Source organism: Streptomyces sp. WMMB303 (assembly GCF_029351045.1).
GTDB lineage: Bacteria > Actinomycetota > Actinomycetes > Streptomycetales > Streptomycetaceae > Streptomyces.
In genome coordinates this window covers 5,773,434-5,789,906 of record NZ_JARKIN010000001.1, presented here as the reverse complement: position 1 = coordinate 5,789,906, position 16,473 = coordinate 5,773,434, and the positions used below count along the sequence as shown (strand labels likewise).

Here is a 16,473-nt window from a genome sequence, read left to right as displayed (position 1 = left end):
CAGGGAGGGTTCCGGGCCCGGCCCGGAACCCTCCGCCGTGGCTTTCCCGGCCGGGCCGCAGCGGGCCGGCCGAGCCGCCCGCGACGGTCCGGCCGGCCGCTGGGGTCAGCCGCCGGTCCCCAGCGACCGCTTCAGGAAGTCCACCTGGAGCAGCAGCAGGTTCTCCGCCACCTCGGCATCACCGGCCATGTGCGTGACGCCCGAGAGCGGCAGCACCTCGTGCGCACGCCCGGCGGCCAGCAGGGCGGAGGAGAGCCGCAGGGCGTGCGCGACCACGACGTTGTCGTCGGCCAGCCCATGGATGATCATCATCGGCCGGTGCGGAGCGTCCCGGTCCGCCCCGGCCAGTCCCGCGTCGGTGATCAGCGACGACTCGACGTAGACCTCGGGGTCGTCCTGCGGGGTGCCGCAGTACCGCTCCGTGTAGTGGGTGTCGTACAGCCGCCAGTCGGTCACCGGGGCACCGGCGACCGCGGCGTGGAAGACGTCGGGTCGCCGCAGCACCGCGAGTGCCGCGAGATATCCGCCGTAGGACCAGCCGCGGATGCCGACCCGGGAGGTGTCCAGCGGATACTCCTCGGCCAGCGACTGCAGCGCCGCCACCTGGTCGTCCAGCGTGACGGAGGCCAGCCGGCGCGAGACGGCCTTCTCCCAGCCGGGGCTGTGCCCGGGGGTGCCGCGGCCGTCGGCTGTGACCACGGCGAAGCCCTGGTCGGCGAACCACTGGGCCGTCAGATGCGCGTTGTGCGCGGCCACCACCCGCTGTCCGTGCGGCCCGCCGTAGGGATCCATCAGCACCGGCAGCGGCCCGTCTCCCTCTTGGTATCCGGTGGGCAGGAGGACGGCGGCCGGAATGCGCCGCTGCCCGGCGTGCACCAGGCGCGGCGCGGTGCCGAGCACGGGCTTCTCGGCGAACGATGCGACGGCGGCTGGCTCGCCGCCCCCGGGTGCCGCGCCACCCTCGTGCAGCAGGACGGCCCGGGAACCCGGCCGGGACAGGGTCGCGGTCGAGAGCACCAGCGTCCCGCCGCCGCGCACCGCGGACGCCACGTGGGGCTCGTCCCCGTCGGTCACCCGCACCGGCTCGCCTCCCGCCGGCGGCACCCGGTAGACCCCGATGTCGCCGGGGCGGGACCGGGGTGCGCCGTCGCCCTCGGAGGCGGAGAAGAGGATGTCCTGCTCGCCGATGTCGAGCACGGCCCGCACATGCAGGGTGGCAGGGGTCAGCCGCCGTGCGCCCGCCATGAGCACCCGTGCGCCCGGGGTGCCGGCGGTGCCGTCCGGTTCACCGGTTTCGTCCGTGATCCGTACCAGGCTGCCGTCCGGCGTCCAGGCCGGGACCCCGCCGAAGAGTTCCAGCCAGATTGGATCATTCTCGGTGAGTGTGACGGACGTCGCACCCGTCGCGGTGTCCACGCTCAGATACGCCGCCTCGCGCTGGTCCCTGCTCTGTACGAGCAGCAGCGGCGGCCCGCCGGACGACCAGTGCGCACGGGCCAGATAGGGATAGCGCCCGCGGTCCCAGACCACCTCGCACCGGGTTCCGTCCAGATCGAGAAGATGCAGCGTGACCTCGGCGTTCTCGGTTCCGGCCGCGGGGTAGGCGATCCGGGCCGGCTCCTCGTGCGGGTTGGCGGGGTCGGCGATGGTCCAGCGGCGCACGGGCGCGTCGTCGACACGGGTGACCAGCAGCCGGTCCGAGTCCGGTGACCACCAGTGGCCGCGCGTCCTCGACATCTCCTCGGCGGCGACGAATTCGGCCATGCCCCAGGTGACGGTCTCGGCCTCGGGCTCGACCAGCGCCCGGTCGTCCGCACCCGCCGCCGTCACCACCCGCAGCGCTCCGCCGGTGGCATAGGCCACGTGCCGGCCGTCGGGGGAGGGGCGCGGGTCGACCACCGGCGTGGGCACCGGCAGCTCCCGCGCCTGTCCGGAGAGCAGGTCGGCGGTGAAGAGCCGACCCGAAAGAGCGAAAGCGGCGCTGTTCACAGACGTGTCGGTGGCATATCCCACGACGCCCGCGGTGCCTTCGCGACTCCGCTCGCGCCGCGCCCGCTCCTCCGCCGACAGCTCTTCGGCGGCGCCGCCGAGCAGCGCTTCGGGGTCGGCCGCGATCCGCTCCTCGCCGCTCGCCACATCCCGCACCCAGAGCAGGTGAGCCAGGTCGGAGCCGTTACGGGAGCGAAGGAAGACGACTCGTGTGCCGTCCGGGGCGACAGTGAAGGACCTCGGAGCCCCGAGTGTGAATCTGTGGGTACGGGCGTGCTGCCGCGGGAAAGTCGTAGCCATGCGGCCGACCGTACTGCGCACGCGCCGGGCCGCGGTCCGCTCCGGAGGCGTCGTCCGGAACGATCGTCCGGTGGTGTGCAGTTGGCTGGAACTGAATATGCGCCCCTCGTCTGCACCTGTGCACCGAGCCGTGCGGTCACCCGGATAATTATGATCCGTTGCGCATGGTGAGGGCTGGGTATGAAGCCGGTGGCTCCTCCATGCCGGAGGCGTGCTGCCGTGTCCGTGCGACCCGTACCGAGATCCCCCGAACCGACCGTGCGACTTGGAGGTGAACCGCCGTGGCACTCTCGATTTCGGCGGTGGTGCTGCTGGCGATCATCGTCATCCTGCTCGTCAGGAAATCCGGGCTCAAAGCCGGACACGCGGTGATCTGCATGCTGTTGGGCTTCTATCTGGCGAGTTCCTCGATGGCGCCCACCATCAATGATCTGACCTCCAACGTCGCCGGCATGATCGGGGAGCTGAAGTTCTGACCGGACCCTCCTCGGTACCCTCGTCGCCCGCCCCGCAACAACACCCGGGGCCGTGCCGGTGCCCCGCGGCGCCCGCGCCGTGCCGGTGTCGTGACGCCGCCGGGCCGGGACGGTGCCCGCACCCCCTCCGGGCGCGGTGCCCGTCGTAGGCTCGGGGCATGACCGCTGCGTTTCCCCCGGGGGCGGCCCCCGGCTCTCCGGCCGCCTCCGAGCGCCGGCTGCTGCTGGTGCACGCGCACCCCGACGACGAGTCGATCACCACGGGCGCCACCATGGCCAAGTACGCGGCGGAGGGCGCCCACGTCACCCTCGTCACCTGCACCCTGGGCGAGGAGGGCGAGGTCGTCCCGGACGGGCTGGCCCACCTGGCGCCGGACCAGGACGACACCCTCGGCCCGCACCGCATCGGGGAACTCCGCGCCGCCATGCGCGCGTTGGGCGTCACCGACCACCGCTTCCTCGGCGGGCCGGGGCGCTACCGGGACTCCGGGATGATGGGAGCGGCCACCAACGACCGCCCCGGCTGCTTCTGGCAGGCCGACCTGGACGAGGCCGCGCGCCTGCTCGCGACCGTGCTGCGCGAGGTGCGCCCCCAGGTGCTCGTCACCTACGGGCCGGACGGGGGCTACGGCCACCCGGACCACATCAAGGCTCACCGCGTCGCCATGCGCGCGGTCGAAATCGCGGCGCGGGAGACCGGACGCGTCGGCGGCGGACCGCACGAGGTGCAGCGCGTGTACTGGAACGTGGTGCCCCGGCCGGTCCTGGAGGAAGGCTTCGCGCTGCTGCACGCGGCCGACGCGGAGGGTGAGGTCTTCCCCTTCCCCGGTTTCCAGGGCAGAACGGGCTTCGCACAGCCGGACGACGTGCCGGGGGTGGTGGAGAGCGCCGCCCAGGTGGATGTCACCGTGGACGCCGGAGCGTACACGGAGGCGAAGGCGGCGGCCATGGCGGCACACGAGACCCAGGTGTCGGTGCGCCGTACCTCCGGCGGGGCCTTCTTCGCCCTCTCCAACGGACTGGCCCAGCCGCTGACCGGGACGGAGTTCTTCCAGCGCGCCCACCGCGGCGACGCGGACCCGGCCCGCGCCGACGACCTGTTCGCCGAGGTGCGGGTGTGAGCGCGGGGGGTCTTGGCGTGCGGAGTGCGTACCCGCGCGCGTACGGGGCCCGGATCGCCGTCTACGCGGCACTGGTCCTTCTCGGCCTGCTGACCGGAGTGGCCGGCACCCTCGTCCAGGGCGGCTGGTTCCCGCTGGGGCTGCTGCTCGCGCTGGCCGCGGCGGGCGGGCTCTTCTGGGGCGGGGCCACGCTGTGCCGCACGAAGGTCGGAGCCGCGGCTCCGGCGGCCGGGTGGGTGCTCGCGGTGCTCCTGACGACGTCCTCCCGCGCTGAGGGTGATTTCCTGTACGCCGCCGGGATCGGTAGTTATGTCTACCTGTTCGGCGGCATGCTGGTGGCTGTGATGTGTACCACCATCGCGCTTCCCGCGCCACCGGTATCACTCGACAAGAACCGCTGAGAGGGCCGTCATCGGGGCGATCAGGTGGTCGCGGGGTCGGTGCCCCGCGCCCCAAGTACAGTGGTGCGCGCCGGCGAGCCGCCTTCAGGCCGACAGGAAGACGGCGAATCCATCCGGGAGTACCTGCTTTGAGTCGTGAAACTGACAGTTCGTCCTCCGGGCCCAAGGGGCGCGGCGGTTCGTCGTACCCCTCGGGGACCGAGCCGTACGGCACCTCGGGCTCCGGCGCGGACCGGGACGACCGGGGTGCCGAACCTTCGGCCGGGTCCAAGCCGGACGAGCCCCGGACCGAGACGACGCTGACCACCCGCATCCGCATCAACATCCCCGGTTCGCGGCCCATTCCGCCCGTGGTGATGCGGACCCCGGTCACGGACGAGAACGCGGACGACACGTCCGGGAGAGCGGACCCCGCCGTCGGCGGCCGGGACGCCAAGGGCGCCCCGGACCTCGGGGCGGGCCAGCGCGCTACCGGCGGTGGCTCCGGCACCGCTGTCCCCCCGCCCGCGCCGGAGGCGTCGCCGCCCGGCAGCACCGGCACCCCCGGTGGTCCCGGGAGCCGTGCCGAGGCCGCGTCCGTCGCCGAGGAGCAGTTCACTCAGGAGACCAGCGACTGGTTCGCGCCCCGCAAGTCGCCCAGGAGCGGTGCCGCACCGTCCGCCTCGGCGGCCGGTGGCGGGCCTGGCGCGGGCGTGCCCGGCGGTGCCGGTGGCGCGGACCGGGGCGAGTCGCCCTACCCCACCACCGGCCCGGACCCCGAGTCGACGGGCTCGCACGGGATTCCGGAGGCGACGGGTTCGCATGGGATTCCGGAGGCGACGGGTTCGCATGGGATTCCGGAGGCGACGGGTTCGCATGGGATTCCGGAGGCGACGGGCTCGCACGGGATTCCCGAGCCGACCGGTTCGCACGGGATTCCGGAGCCGACCGGTTCGCACGGGATCCCCGGAACGCCCGGTGTGGGACCGGCGTTTCCGGGCGGAGCCGGTCCCGCTGACACGCCTCCCGACGGGATGCCGCACCTCGGTGCGGACCCCTTGGGCGGGCCCGCCGGTCCCACCACCGGGCCCGCCAGCGGTGACATGCCCGTGCCGCCCGCCCCCGGCGTACCCGGCCCCGGCCCGTTGGCCGCGCCGGGCGCGGGCCAGGGCGCGGACGGCGGGCCCGGCTTCGGCACGGGCCGGCCCGCCGGTCCAGGAGTGCCCGGTGGGCCCGGGCAGGGCGGCTCCGGACCGGACCCGTTCGGCCGCGGCCCCGCGGGCCTCGCCGACGGCCCCGGGGGCACGCCCCCCGCGGGCACGCCCCGGTTCCCCGGCGGTGCCGAGCCGGACCGCGCCGGTGCCCCGGGCGCGGGCCCGGCGGCTCCCGGAGCGCGCGGCGGCGACGCGCGGCTGTCGAGCGACACCATGGTCAGCGGCCCGCCGCGAGCAGCCGGCGGTGAGCCCGACGGTGCGGGCCCGGCGCCCGGCGCCGACTCCGGCGGGCCGGATGACACCCCCGCCCGACCGCTGCCGCAGAGCGGTGGAGCAGCCCGCGAACCGGCCAAGAAGCGCGGCCGTTCCAAACTGGTGCTGGCGGGCGCGGCCGTTGTCGGCGTCCTCGGGGTCGCCTACGGCACCGGTCTGCTGCTCGACCACGCGGACGTGCCCAAGGGCACCACCGTGCTCGGCGTGGAGATCGGCGGCCTGAGCAAGCACGAGGCGGTCAACAAGCTGGACGCCGAACTGGGCGACCGGACGAAGGAACCGTTCAAGATCGAGACGGCCGGCGGTCGGACCGAGCTGAAGCCCGGCGTCGCCGGGGTCACCCTGGACACCGAGGCCACCGTGCGCGCCGCGGCCGGACGCGACTACAACCCGGTCTCCGTCCTCGGCTCCCTCATGGGCGGTACCCGCCAGGCGGACCCGGCCATCACGGTGGACGAGGCCAAGGTACGGGCCGCGCTCAAGCCCGTCATGGCCGAGGCGGAGGCGAAGTCCCCCTCCGAGGGCATGGTCAAGTTCACCGGCGGCAAGGCGGTGGCCGTCAAGGGCAGTCCGCACAAGGTCATCGACGTCGACAAGGCCCCGGCCGCGCTGGAGAAGGCGTTCCGGGAGCGTGCGGTCTCCGGCAAGAACGAGCCGGTGGCGCTCCCCGGCACGGTGCGCGAGCCCAAGGTGACCGAGGCCGAGCTGAACAAGGCGGTGAAGGGCTTCGGCCGCACCGCGATGTCCGGCTGGGTGTGGCTCAAGGCGGGCGACGTCGTGGTGCCGTTCAGCCAGGACACCATGGGCAAGTTCCTCACGATGCGGGCGGGCGGCAGCGGCAGGCTCCAGCCGGCCATCGACCCGGCGAAGCTCAAGAAGACCTACGGGTCGGCCTTCGACGACGTCGTGATCGACGGTGGCGCCGGAACGGTGCGGATGACCCCGAAGCACGCGGCCGTCGCCATGGTGGAAGCCCTGCGCAAGAAGGCGCCGCCGGAGCCGGGACGGCGCTACGCCACGGTCCCCGGATCCCGCTCCCGCTGAGCCGTATCCGGCCGGCCCGTTCCGCACGGCAGCGCCCGGGCGGCGCGCGGACGTTCACGAGGGGTGCCCCGCAGCGGCGGGGCACCCCTCGTGCCGTACTCGGCCCGCACGCCCGCGCGGGGCCGCTGCCGCTTCCGGCCACCGAGGCGGGCCCGCGGGCATGACATCTGTCAGCCGCAGGTCACGACCATCGGCACTGCCACCGGCACCGCGCGCCGGGCGAACCTGAGGGCATGACATCGACGCACGCCACGGCACCGGCCGTGGAGTTCCTCTCCGCAGGCAAGACCTACGGTTCGGTCCGGGCCCTGGACGGGCTGGAGGTGGCCCTGCACCCCGGTGAGACCGTCGCCCTCCTCGGCCCCAACGGAGCGGGCAAGTCCACCACCCTCGATCTGCTCCTGGGGCTGCGCACCCCGGACCCGGGCGGCCGGGTGCGGCTGTTCGGGAAGACACCGCGGCAGGCGGTCACCGACGGCCGGGTGGGCGCCATGCTCCAGTCCGGCGGTCTGATGGACGGTGTACGGGTCAGGGAACTCGTGGCACTCGCCTGCGACCTGCATCCGCGCGGTCACCCGGTCGAGCGGGTGCTGCTGGAGGCCGGCATCACCGAGCTGGCCGACCGGATGGTGGGCAAGCTCTCCGGTGGCCAGGAGCAGCGGGTGCGGTTCGCACTCGCGATCGCCGGGGACAGCGATCTGATCGTGCTGGACGAGCCCACCACGGGCATGGACGTCACCGCACGCCGCTCCTTCTGGTCCGCCATGCGGGACCAGGCCGCCGGGGGCCGCACGGTGCTGTTCGCCACGCACTACCTGGAGGAGGCCGACGAGGTGGCCGACCGGGTGCTGGTGCTGCATGGGGGACGGCTGCTCGCCGACGGCAGCGCGGCCGGGATCAAGGCGATGGCGGGCGTGCGCCGGGTCGGCTTCACGCTGGAGATGGTGCCCGACGGAGTGCTGGAGGCGCAGTTGCGCGCCCTCCCGGGGGTCGGCGAACTGCGGCTGGCCGGGGCAGCCGTCCGGCTGTGTTCGACCGACGCGGACGCCACCGTGCACGCGCTCTACGCGCTGGGGATCTATCCGCACGGTCTGGAGGTCACCGGCCTGGGACTGGAGCAGGCGTTCGTCACCCTCACCTCCCGCGCGGAACAGGCCCGCATCTCCACCTCCCAGAACCACGGCCGGAAGGCGGCAGCACGGTGAAGACCCTCGTCAAGCTGGAGATCACGCGCTCACTGCGCAACAAGAAGTTCATGTTCTTCTCGGTGATCTACCCGCCGGTGCTCTACATGATCATCGCGGGCCGGGACGTCCCGGGCGACATGCCGGGCCTCCGCGTCGACATGAAGCTGTACTACATGGTCGCGATGGCCGCGTTCGGCGCCATGACGGCCGTGCTGATGGGCAACAGCGAACGCATCGCCAAGGAGCGCGAGGCCGGCTGGGTGCGGCAGCTCCGGCTGACGGCTCTGCCGGGCCGCGGCTACGTCACCGCCAAGGTCGCGTCGGCCGCCACCGTCAGCCTGCCGTCCATCCTGCTGGTCCTGCTCACCGGCGCCCTCGTCATGGGCGTCCGGTTGCAGGCGTGGCAGTGGGCCGCGGTCGCGCTGTGCTCGTGGGCGGGCAGCTTCGTCTTCGCGGCGCTGGGCGTGGCCCTCGGCTACCTGGCGACGGGGGACGCGGTGCGGCCGATCACGATGCTCTGCTACTTCGGGCTGGCTTTCCTGGGCGGGCTGTGGCTGCCCATGTCGACCCTCCCGCAGTGGGTCCAGGACATCGGGGAGTGGCTGCCCACCTACGCCTACACGGCGCTGGGCCGGGCCGTGGAGGTGGGCGAGGCGCCGCACCCGGGCGACGCCGCGCTGCTGCTGGCCTACCTCGTCCTCTTCGCCGGAGCGGCGGCCTGGCTCTACCGCAAGGACACCCGCACGGCATGATGCTCCGGTGCACGAGATGACACGCCGCGCCCCCGCCGGGACGGGCGGCACCGAGACCCGGCGGCAGCAGCGGAACCGGGCGCTGATGGTCGCCGTCTGGCTGGTGTTCCTCGGCGGAGCGGTACGCGACCTGTGGGCGGGCGGGCACAGCCGGCCCGCCGTCGCCGCAGCCGCCGCCGGGCTGGCCGCCTTCCTCGCTGCGTACGTCGCGCTCGTCTACCGGCACACCAGGACGCCGTTCCCGCCGCGCACCGTCCACATGCTCCTCGCCGCCCTGTTCGCCCTGGCGCTGGTGCTCGCGCTCACCGCGGGCGAGCCCTGGCTGGTGCTGTTCGTCTACGTCGCCGTGGCGGCCGGAGCCACGCTGCCCTGGCGGCGGGCGGTGCCGGCGGTGGCGGCGTGCGTGACGGCGCTGGCCCTGGTCGGCACCGACTTCGGGGCGCGGCCGCTGTGGGGCGGCTGGACGTCCTTCGTCATCCCCTGTGTGCTGGCCGGGCTGGCGCTGATGTCGGCGCGGAAGACCGTCCTCACGCTGCGCGAGCTGCGGGAGGCCCGCGCGGTGGTGGCGGAGCTCGCCGCCAACGAGGAGCGGTTGCGGCTCGCCCGCGATCTGCACGACCTGCTGGGGCACTCGCTCTCCCTCATCACCCTCAAGAGCGAGCTGGCCGGACGGATGCTGCCCGAGCGACCGGAGGAGGCGGCCGCGCAGGTCGCCGACATCGAACAGGTCAGCAGGCAGGCCCTGGTCGACGTCCGGGAGGCGGTCGGCGGATACCGCCGCCCCACCCTGGCCGTCGAGCTGGCCGGGGCCCGCACCGCCCTGGACACCGCCGGTGTCGAGGCGGAGCTGCCGCACCGGCCGCCGTCCGTGCCGCTGGCGCCCGAGCGGGAGGGCGCCCTGGCGTGGGCGCTGCGGGAAGCGGTCACCAACGTCGTACGGCACAGCGGCGCGGCCCGCTGCACGGTGAGCTTCCAGGTGCCGGACGCGGCCGGGGAGCCGTTGCGGCTCACCGTCACCGACGACGGCAAGGGCCCCTCCGGCGCGGCCGAGGGCAACGGACTGAGCGGACTGCGGGAGCGACTGGCCCTGGCCGACGGCTCGCTGTCCACCTCGGCGGGCCTGAGCGGGGGCTTCACCCTGTGCGCCGCGGTGCCGTCAGTACCCTGAGGCGGTGATCAGACTGCTGCTCGCCGAGGACCAGGCGATGGTCCGCGAGGCGCTCGCCGCGCTGCTGGGGCTGGAACCGGACATCGAGATCGCCGTCCAGGTCGGCAGAGGCGACGAGGTACTGGACGCGGTCGCCGCGCACCAGCCGGACGTGGCACTGCTGGACATCGAGATGCCCGGGCTGACCGGACTCGACGCGTTGGAGGGGCTGCGCGCCCGGCACCCGGCGCTGAAGGTCGTCATCCTCACCACCTTCGGCCGCCCCGGCTATCTGCGCCGGGCCATGGAGTCGGGCGCCGACGCGTTCCTGGTCAAGGACGCACCGGCGGCCCGGCTCGCGGACGCGGTACGCCGGGTGCGGGCCGGCGAGCGCGTCATCGACCCGGGGCTGGCCGCCGCCGCGCTCGCCGAGGGCGCCAGTCCGCTCACCGACCGGGAGCGCGACGTGCTCGCCGCGGCCCGCGGGGGCGCGGGCAACGCCGAGATCGCCGGGGCGCTGCACCTGTCGCACGGCACGGTCCGCAACTACCTGTCGACCGCCATCCAGAAGACCGGAGCACGCAACCGCGCCGAGGCCGTCCGGATCGCCCGGGACAAGGGCTGGCTGTAGGGCCCGCGGCTTCCCGGCCGGACGCGGCCCGGCCCCCCACCGGCACCGGACCGGCCCGGACCGCCCCCGGCAGCGGCTCGGCCGGGCACAGCCCGGTTCGCCGCCCGGCTCCCGGGCCCCTTCGCGGAGAGGGCCCGGAAGACGCTGCGGCGCGGCTCAGTTCAGCCGGGCCCGGGCGGCCCTGGCGGCTCTGCGCACGTTCTCCGCGGCGTTCGGCTCCATCGCCGCGACGACATCCGCGTACTCCTCCATCTCCCGCGCGCCCCGCAGGAAATGGCCCCGCTCCACCAGCAGTTGCGCCCGCTCGAACCGGAGCCTGCCCGGATGGTGCGGCAGCAGCAGCGACAGCTCGACCGCCCACAGCCGCACCCCGGACCGCTCGGGCCGGGGCGCGGCCCAGGCCCGGATGTTGTTGAGGATCCGCAGCACCGTCTCCAGTGGACCGGCGGGCCGCAGCGAGGCGGCCGACAGCGGCGAAACCCCGGTGGCACCGGCCACCATGACGGCCAGCTCGTCCTCGCCGAGCTGATTGCCGCCGCCGAACGGATCGGCCAGCACATGCGCACCCGCCGGATCACCGAAGCCGACGACGAAGTGCCCCGGCAGCGCCACCCCGTAGACCGGGGCGCCCGCGCGTCGGGCCACCTCCGTCCAGACCACCGACAGCAGGATGGGCAGGCCCCGCCGTCGGCGCAGCACCTCGGGCAGCAGCGAGGACTCCAGCCTCCGGTAGTCCGGCGCCGAGCCGCCGAACCCCAGCTCCCGGCCCAGCGTCCGCTCCAGCGCAGCCGCCCACTCCGCGGGTGTGCTGCCGCGCCCGAATGGCAACAGCCCCGCCAGCCGGTCGAGTTCCGCCTGGCTCTCGTCCACCAGCCGGTCCACGGTGGCCTCCTCGTCCAGCGGGCCCGGCACCCCGGTGCGGGCCGCGCCCGCTGGGTTTCCGGTGTCCCCGGTGTCCCGCCCGCCTCGCAGGGTGCCGCGGGTCGCCGCCTCGGCGCCGATCAGCAGGCACAGCAGCGCCAGATCGGGCCGGTCCTCGCGGGCCGCCTCGGCGAACCGCCGCCGCGCCGCGCCGGTGCCCTCCTCGCCCGTACCGTCTCCGCCGCCCATGTCAGTCCTGCGGGGCGCGCAGGTAGTGGTACGCGTGGTGATCGGCGAAGCCGAGCCGTTCGTAGAGCGCCCGGGCCACCGTGTTGTCCCGCTCCACCTGGAGGTAGGCGGCCGAGGCGCCCTCGGCCAGCGCGGCTCTGGCCAGTTCGCCGGTGACCGCCCGGGCCAGCCCCCGCCGGCGCCACTCGGGCGCGACCTCTATGGCGGCGAACCCGGCCCAGCGGCCGTCCACCGCGCACCGGCCGATGGCCACGGCGTCGCCGTGCGGATCCGCCACCGTCGCGAACCACACCGAGGACCCGCCCGCCAGCACCTGCCGCGCCGCGTCCGACAGGCCCGCGCCGCCCGCTCTGTTGTAGAGCGAGGCCCACCGGTCGTCCGGTGTGCGGTGCAGCAGCACCCGCGCATCGGGCTCCCGGTCGGCCGGCGGGGCGAGCGCGCCCACCTGTATCAGCCCGTGTCGTTCGGTCGTCCAGCCCAGCTCCCGCAGCCGCGCGTCCAGCAGCGCGTCCTCCGCCACGCAGATCTGGATCCGCGCGGGCAGGCCCCGCTCGGCGTACCAGCCGGTGACCCGGCCCAGCGCCTCGGGCAGCGGCAACCCGGGGTCGCCCTGCGGGAGTACGGAGTTCGCGCGGGCGGTGAACCCGCCGGCAGCGCGCAGGGTCCAGCCGCCGAGCGCCTGCGACTCGGCCGGCGGCCAGCCCCTGGCGGCCACCGCGACGAGTTCGGCCGCGTCGGCGGACGGCAGACCCCGGCGGCGCGCGGGCGTGGCCGGCACGGTCTTTCCAGCCACCATCGACGTCTCCTCGATCTCGACCTGCTCACCATCGCGTCGGGTGACTGTGAGCACGCCCTTGGTCCACGATGTGAGAATGCCGAGCGTGTCCGTGAACCGCCCATGCCGCTCCCCGGCAGTCGTCAGCGACCGCACCGAGACACGTCTGCCCACGTCGGAAGGGGTGATGCGGACCTCCAAGCGTCCGCCCGTGGTGAATTCCACAGTCCTAACCGCCCCTCCTGTTCGTGTTGTGTCCGGGAACGGAGATACTAGGTGTGGGCATCGCCGCCGTCCGAAGCGAAAGAGCGCTCCCGCGCGCCCGCGGCGGAGCCGGACACCGGCCCGCCAGCCCTAACGAGGAGGAACGACAGCGTGACTTACGTCATCGCGGAGCCTTGTGTCGACCTGAAGGACAAGGCTTGCATCGAGGAGTGCCCGGTCGACTGCATCTACGAGGGCCAGCGGTCCTTGTACATCCACCCGGACGAGTGCGTCGACTGCGGTGCCTGCGAGCCCGTCTGCCCGGTCGAGGCCATCTTCTACGAGGATGACACCCCCGAGGAGTGGAAGGACTACTACAAGGCCAATGTCGAGTTCTTCGACGACCTCGGCTCGCCCGGCGGCGCCAGCAAGCTCGGTCTGATCGAGAAGGACCACCCGCTCATCTCCGCGCTCCCGCCGCAGGAGCACGACGAGTGACCCACGGGTGACGCCCGAGCAGTGAGCCGCCCCGTGCGGCTTCCGCACAGTCCCGTACGGCGGTCCCAGTGTCCTGCCGTACGGGACTGAGGTGTTTTGCGCGCCGTACGGCCGCCCCTGCCGCGGCGCGCCCCGCCCCGACCGCCCGACCGCCGTCCGGGCGCCGGCGGACCGCGCGGCCGACCCGCGCCGGCCGCCGGGGCAGCCGGGACAGCCGAAGAAAGTGAGCACCATGCCCTCCGTCTCCGACCGCCTCCCCGCCTTCCCCTGGGACCGGCTCGAGCCGTACAAGACCACCGCCGCCGGGCACCCCGACGGCCTCGTCGACCTGTCGGTCGGCACCCCCGTCGACCCGGTACCCGCGCAGGTGCGGCAGGCGCTCGCCGAGGCGGCCGACAGCCCCGGCTACCCCACGGTGTGGGGGACCCGGGAGCTGCGCGACGCGCTCACCGGCTGGTGCGAGCGCCGACTGGGCGCGCGCGGCATCACGGAGCAGCACGTGCTGCCCGTCGTCGGCTCCAAGGAACTGGTGGCCTGGCTGCCCACCCAGCTCGGCCTCGGACCGGGCGACCGGGTGGCATTCCCCCGGCTCGCCTATCCCACCTACGAGGTCGGCGCCCGGCTCGCCGGTGCCGACCACGTCGCCTACGACGACCCGCTGGAGCTGGACCCTTCCGGGCTCAAGCTGCTGTGGCTCAACTCGCCTTCCAACCCCACCGGTCAGGTGCTGCCCGCCGAGCGGCTCCGCACCGTCGTCGACTGGGCGCGCGAGCACGGTGTGCTCGTCCTCAGTGATGAGTGCTACCTGGAGCTCGGCTGGGAGGCCGACCCGGTCTCCGTGCTGCACCCGGACGTGTGCGGCGGCTCCACCGCGGGCCTGGTGGCCGTCCACTCGCTCTCCAAGCGCTCCAATCTCGCCGGGTACCGGGCGGCGTTCATCGCGGGGGACAGCGAGGTGCTGGGCGAACTGCTACAGATCCGCAAGCACGGCGGGATGATGACGCCCGCGCCGGTGCAGGCGGCGACGGTCGCGGCGCTCGCCGACGACACCCATGTGGCCGAGCAGCGCGAGCGGTACCGGGCGCGCCGCACCGCGCTGCGGGGTGCGCTGGAGGCCGCGGGCTTCCGGATCGAGCACAGCGAGGCGTCGCTGTACCTGTGGGCGACCCGGGACGAGTCCTGCTGGGAGACCGTCGCCGGGCTGGCCGCGCGGGGCGTCCTGGTGGCGCCGGGTGAGTTCTACGGACCCGCGGGGGAGCGGTACGTCCGTGTCGCTCTCACGGCCACGGACGAGCGGATCGCCGCCGCGGTGCGCAGGCTCTCCGCGTAGCGGCCCCGGGGTGCCGGGTCGCTCGCGCGGGCCCGCTGCCGGACTGCGGACGCCGGCGTCCCGGGGGCCGGGCCGGTGCGGCCGACGGCCCCCGGGCAGCGGACGGGGCCGGCTCCGGAGCGCGCACGCGAAGGGCCGCCCGGACCGTGCGGTCCGGGCGGCCCGATCGGGTCACCGGCTGCGGGCGCTCAGGAACGGAGTGCCTGAGCGCTGTCCGGCCGGGGAGGGTGCCTCCGGGAGGCGGGGCCGGACAGTGGGGGCGCCCCGCAGTGGTGACCGGGGGAGCCCTCAACCGAGGGGAAGGCCACCGAGGTTGCCGACGGACGGAAGGCCGGTGTCCGCCGCGGAAGAGGCGGTGTCGCCCAGCAGACCGCCGGCCTCGCCCGCCGCGTTCCCGGCGAGGTTCTGCGCGGCGGGCGCCGCGGTCCGGCCGGCCTTGCCCACGGCCTTGCCGGCGGTCGGCACGGCCTTCTCGACGGCGCTGCCGCCGGTCTCCCCGGCGACGGCGGTGGTGTCCTGGGCGGTCCTGTCCAGCGTGTTGCCGAGGCCCTCGCCGTCCAGGTTGCTGACCCCGCCCACCGGGCTCGCGGGCAGTTCCACGGCGCTCGCGGCTCCGGCGGCGCCGACGACGGTGGCGGCGCCGGCCGCCGTCAGCAGCGCGGTGCGGGCGATGCGGCGCGTGAGGGGGTTGGACATGGTGCTCCTTTGACGGAGAAGGGGTTCTTGGTCTGTCAGCCGGGATCCCCCGGTCGGACGCAGTGCCTATCGCCCCGAACGGCACGGAGGTTGCGGGGAAGCCGGGTAAAGGATTGGCAATCCAGGTTTGCCGCGTGAGCCCTCAAACTGGGCATTCCTCGCAGCCGATTGACCTGTACCCGAGGAGCCGAACCGGCTGCGGCCAGGCACGACCGGCCGAGCGGGTTCACTCCTGGCGGCGACCGTCGAGCGGGGGAAGAAACGTCCACCCCGGTGGACCGGGTTCGCTCCACCGGGTGAGTAGGCGGACTAGTGACCGGGGGCCAGCCGGAGCTCCACCGTGTCGTCCGCCGCGCCCCCGCCGTCGGCCGCGCCACCCTCCGCCGCGTCACCGCCGTCCTTCCTCGTGCCGCCGCCCCCGGGCCCGCCGCCGTCCGCTGCCGCGCCGCCGTCCGTCCTGCGCCACCCGTCCGCGGAGCGCTCCGCCGACCACCGGAGGCCGCCGTAGGAGATCTGCTCGATGCGCAGCCGCTCCGCGTTCGCGACCGCCCAGTGGGCCAGCTCCCAGCCCTGACGGCGGCCGTGTGCGGGCACCGGGACGACGGGCGCGGCCTCGGACCGCGCCGCCGAGCGCGCCCTCGGGTACCCGGCCGTCCGCGGTGCCGGAGCCGCGAGGGTGCCGGTGCCGTCCGCCAGCACGTCCCGGCCGAACTCCCGCACCAGCCGCTTGCGCACCAGCGCGGGATCACCTGGCCCGGCAGGTTCCCGGCCGCCTGTCGTGCAGCTCAGCGTGGCGGGTCGGCGGCCGGTGAGCGCGCCGGTCAGCAGCGTCGCGTCGGTCTCGTGCTTGGCGTACGCCTGGGGATAGCCGCTGCGCTGCACGCGCTGGGCGGCCACGGTCAGCGGGAGCCGCGAGTAGCCGGGCACCTCGGCGAGATGGTCGTAGAACCGGCCCGCCGAATACACCGGGTCCTGGATCTGCTCGAACGTCCCCCAGCCCTGCGAGGGGCGCTGCTGGAAGAGGCCGACCGAATCCCGGTCCCCGTGGCCGATGTTGCGCAGCTGGGACTCCTGCATGGCGGTGGCCAGGGCTATGGTCACCGCCCGCTCGGGCAGCCCGCGGCGCGCGGCGACCGCGGCGATGGTCGCCGCGTTCTGGGCCTGCACGGGGGTGAGTTCGTAGTCGTGCGGGGTGCCGGAGCCGTCCGCGGCGGCGGTCGCGTTCTTGCCGTCGGCGCCGCTCCCGCCGTCCGCGGCCCGGACGGTGCACATCGCACCGTCCTGCCCCGACAGCCCGCGCACCGCGACATACGCGGCGACGGCGAGCAGCACGGCGCAGGCCACGG

At 74.5% G+C, this 16,473-nt stretch carries 15 protein-coding genes; 10 read left to right on the top strand and 5 right to left on the bottom strand.

Going from position 1 to position 16,473, the window contains the following annotated elements:
* Positions 1 to 105: 105 nt before the first annotated feature.
* Positions 106 to 2,289, bottom strand: coding sequence for a prolyl oligopeptidase family serine peptidase (locus P2424_RS25145; protein ID WP_276477985.1), 2,184 nt, complete (start codon positions 2,287 to 2,289; stop codon positions 106 to 108).
* 281 nt (positions 2,290 to 2,570) lie between these two features.
* Here P2424_RS25145 and P2424_RS25140 point away from each other — a divergent pair, with 281 nt between their 5' ends.
* From P2424_RS25140 to P2424_RS25105, 8 genes are all read left to right on the top strand, one after another.
* Positions 2,571 to 2,765, top strand: coding sequence for a hypothetical protein (locus P2424_RS25140; RefSeq protein ID WP_276477984.1), 195 nt, complete (start codon positions 2,571 to 2,573; stop codon positions 2,763 to 2,765).
* Between the two features lie 158 nt (positions 2,766 to 2,923).
* The gene (gene mshB, locus P2424_RS25135) at positions 2,924 to 3,886 is read left to right on the top strand and encodes an N-acetyl-1-D-myo-inositol-2-amino-2-deoxy-alpha-D-glucopyranoside deacetylase (RefSeq protein ID WP_276477983.1); all 963 of its coding nucleotides are present in this window, start codon (positions 2,924 to 2,926) and stop codon (positions 3,884 to 3,886) included.
* 17 nt (positions 3,887 to 3,903) lie between these two features.
* Positions 3,904 to 4,287, top strand: coding sequence for a DUF6113 family protein (locus tag P2424_RS25130; RefSeq protein WP_276477982.1), 384 nt, complete (start codon positions 3,904 to 3,906; stop codon positions 4,285 to 4,287).
* Positions 4,288 to 4,415: 128 nt separating this feature from the next.
* Positions 4,416 to 6,797: a hypothetical protein gene (locus P2424_RS25125; RefSeq protein ID WP_276477981.1), complete on the top strand. Its 2,382-nt coding sequence runs from the start codon at positions 4,416 to 4,418 to the stop codon at positions 6,795 to 6,797.
* 233 nt (positions 6,798 to 7,030) lie between these two features.
* Positions 7,031 to 8,002 carry an ABC transporter ATP-binding protein gene (locus tag P2424_RS25120; protein ID WP_276477980.1) on the top strand — a complete coding sequence of 324 codons (972 nt, stop codon included), beginning with the start codon at positions 7,031 to 7,033 and terminating at the stop codon, positions 8,000 to 8,002.
* Positions 7,999 to 8,736, top strand: coding sequence for an ABC transporter permease (locus P2424_RS25115; RefSeq protein WP_276477979.1), 738 nt, complete (start codon positions 7,999 to 8,001; stop codon positions 8,734 to 8,736). Before P2424_RS25120 ends, P2424_RS25115 begins: the two co-directional genes overlap by 4 nt.
* Positions 8,737 to 8,752: 16 nt before the next feature.
* The gene (locus P2424_RS25110; RefSeq protein WP_276479121.1) at positions 8,753 to 9,904 is read left to right on the top strand and encodes a sensor histidine kinase; all 1,152 of its coding nucleotides are present in this window, start codon (positions 8,753 to 8,755) and stop codon (positions 9,902 to 9,904) included.
* 4 nt (positions 9,905 to 9,908) lie between these two features.
* Positions 9,909 to 10,514, top strand: coding sequence for a response regulator transcription factor (locus P2424_RS25105; RefSeq protein ID WP_276477978.1), 606 nt, complete (start codon positions 9,909 to 9,911; stop codon positions 10,512 to 10,514).
* Positions 10,515 to 10,670: 156 nt separating this feature from the next.
* On the opposite strand, the gene P2424_RS25100 is transcribed toward P2424_RS25105, so the two are convergent.
* Positions 10,671 to 11,624, bottom strand: coding sequence for a transglutaminase-like domain-containing protein (locus P2424_RS25100; protein WP_276477977.1), 954 nt, complete (start codon positions 11,622 to 11,624; stop codon positions 10,671 to 10,673).
* 1 nt (position 11,625) lies between these two features.
* Positions 11,626 to 12,624 carry a GNAT family N-acetyltransferase gene (locus tag P2424_RS25095; protein WP_276477976.1) on the bottom strand — a complete coding sequence of 333 codons (999 nt, stop codon included), beginning with the start codon at positions 12,622 to 12,624 and terminating at the stop codon, positions 11,626 to 11,628.
* A 150-nt stretch (positions 12,625 to 12,774) separates the two neighbouring features.
* Between P2424_RS25095 and fdxA the strand changes: the two genes are divergently transcribed.
* Both fdxA and dapC read left to right on the top strand, forming a co-directional pair.
* Complete coding sequence (gene fdxA / locus P2424_RS25090; protein ID WP_019354435.1) at positions 12,775 to 13,101, top strand: ferredoxin; 327 nt, start codon at positions 12,775 to 12,777, stop codon at positions 13,099 to 13,101.
* A gap of 232 nt (positions 13,102 to 13,333) precedes the next feature.
* Positions 13,334 to 14,431, top strand: a complete 1,098-nt coding sequence (dapC, locus tag P2424_RS25085) for a succinyldiaminopimelate transaminase (RefSeq protein ID WP_276477975.1) — start codon at positions 13,334 to 13,336, stop codon at positions 14,429 to 14,431.
* Between the two features lie 288 nt (positions 14,432 to 14,719).
* On the opposite strand, the gene P2424_RS25080 is transcribed toward dapC, so the two are convergent.
* Both P2424_RS25080 and P2424_RS25075 read right to left on the bottom strand, forming a co-directional pair.
* A complete protein-coding gene (locus P2424_RS25080; RefSeq protein WP_276477974.1) occupies positions 14,720 to 15,127 on the bottom strand; it encodes an ATP-binding protein in 408 nt (135 codons plus the stop codon).
* Positions 15,128 to 15,436: 309 nt separating this feature from the next.
* A complete protein-coding gene (locus P2424_RS25075) occupies positions 15,437 to 16,471 on the bottom strand; it encodes a heavy metal transporter (RefSeq protein ID WP_276477973.1) in 1,035 nt (344 codons plus the stop codon).
* Positions 16,472 to 16,473: the final 2 nt, after the last annotated feature.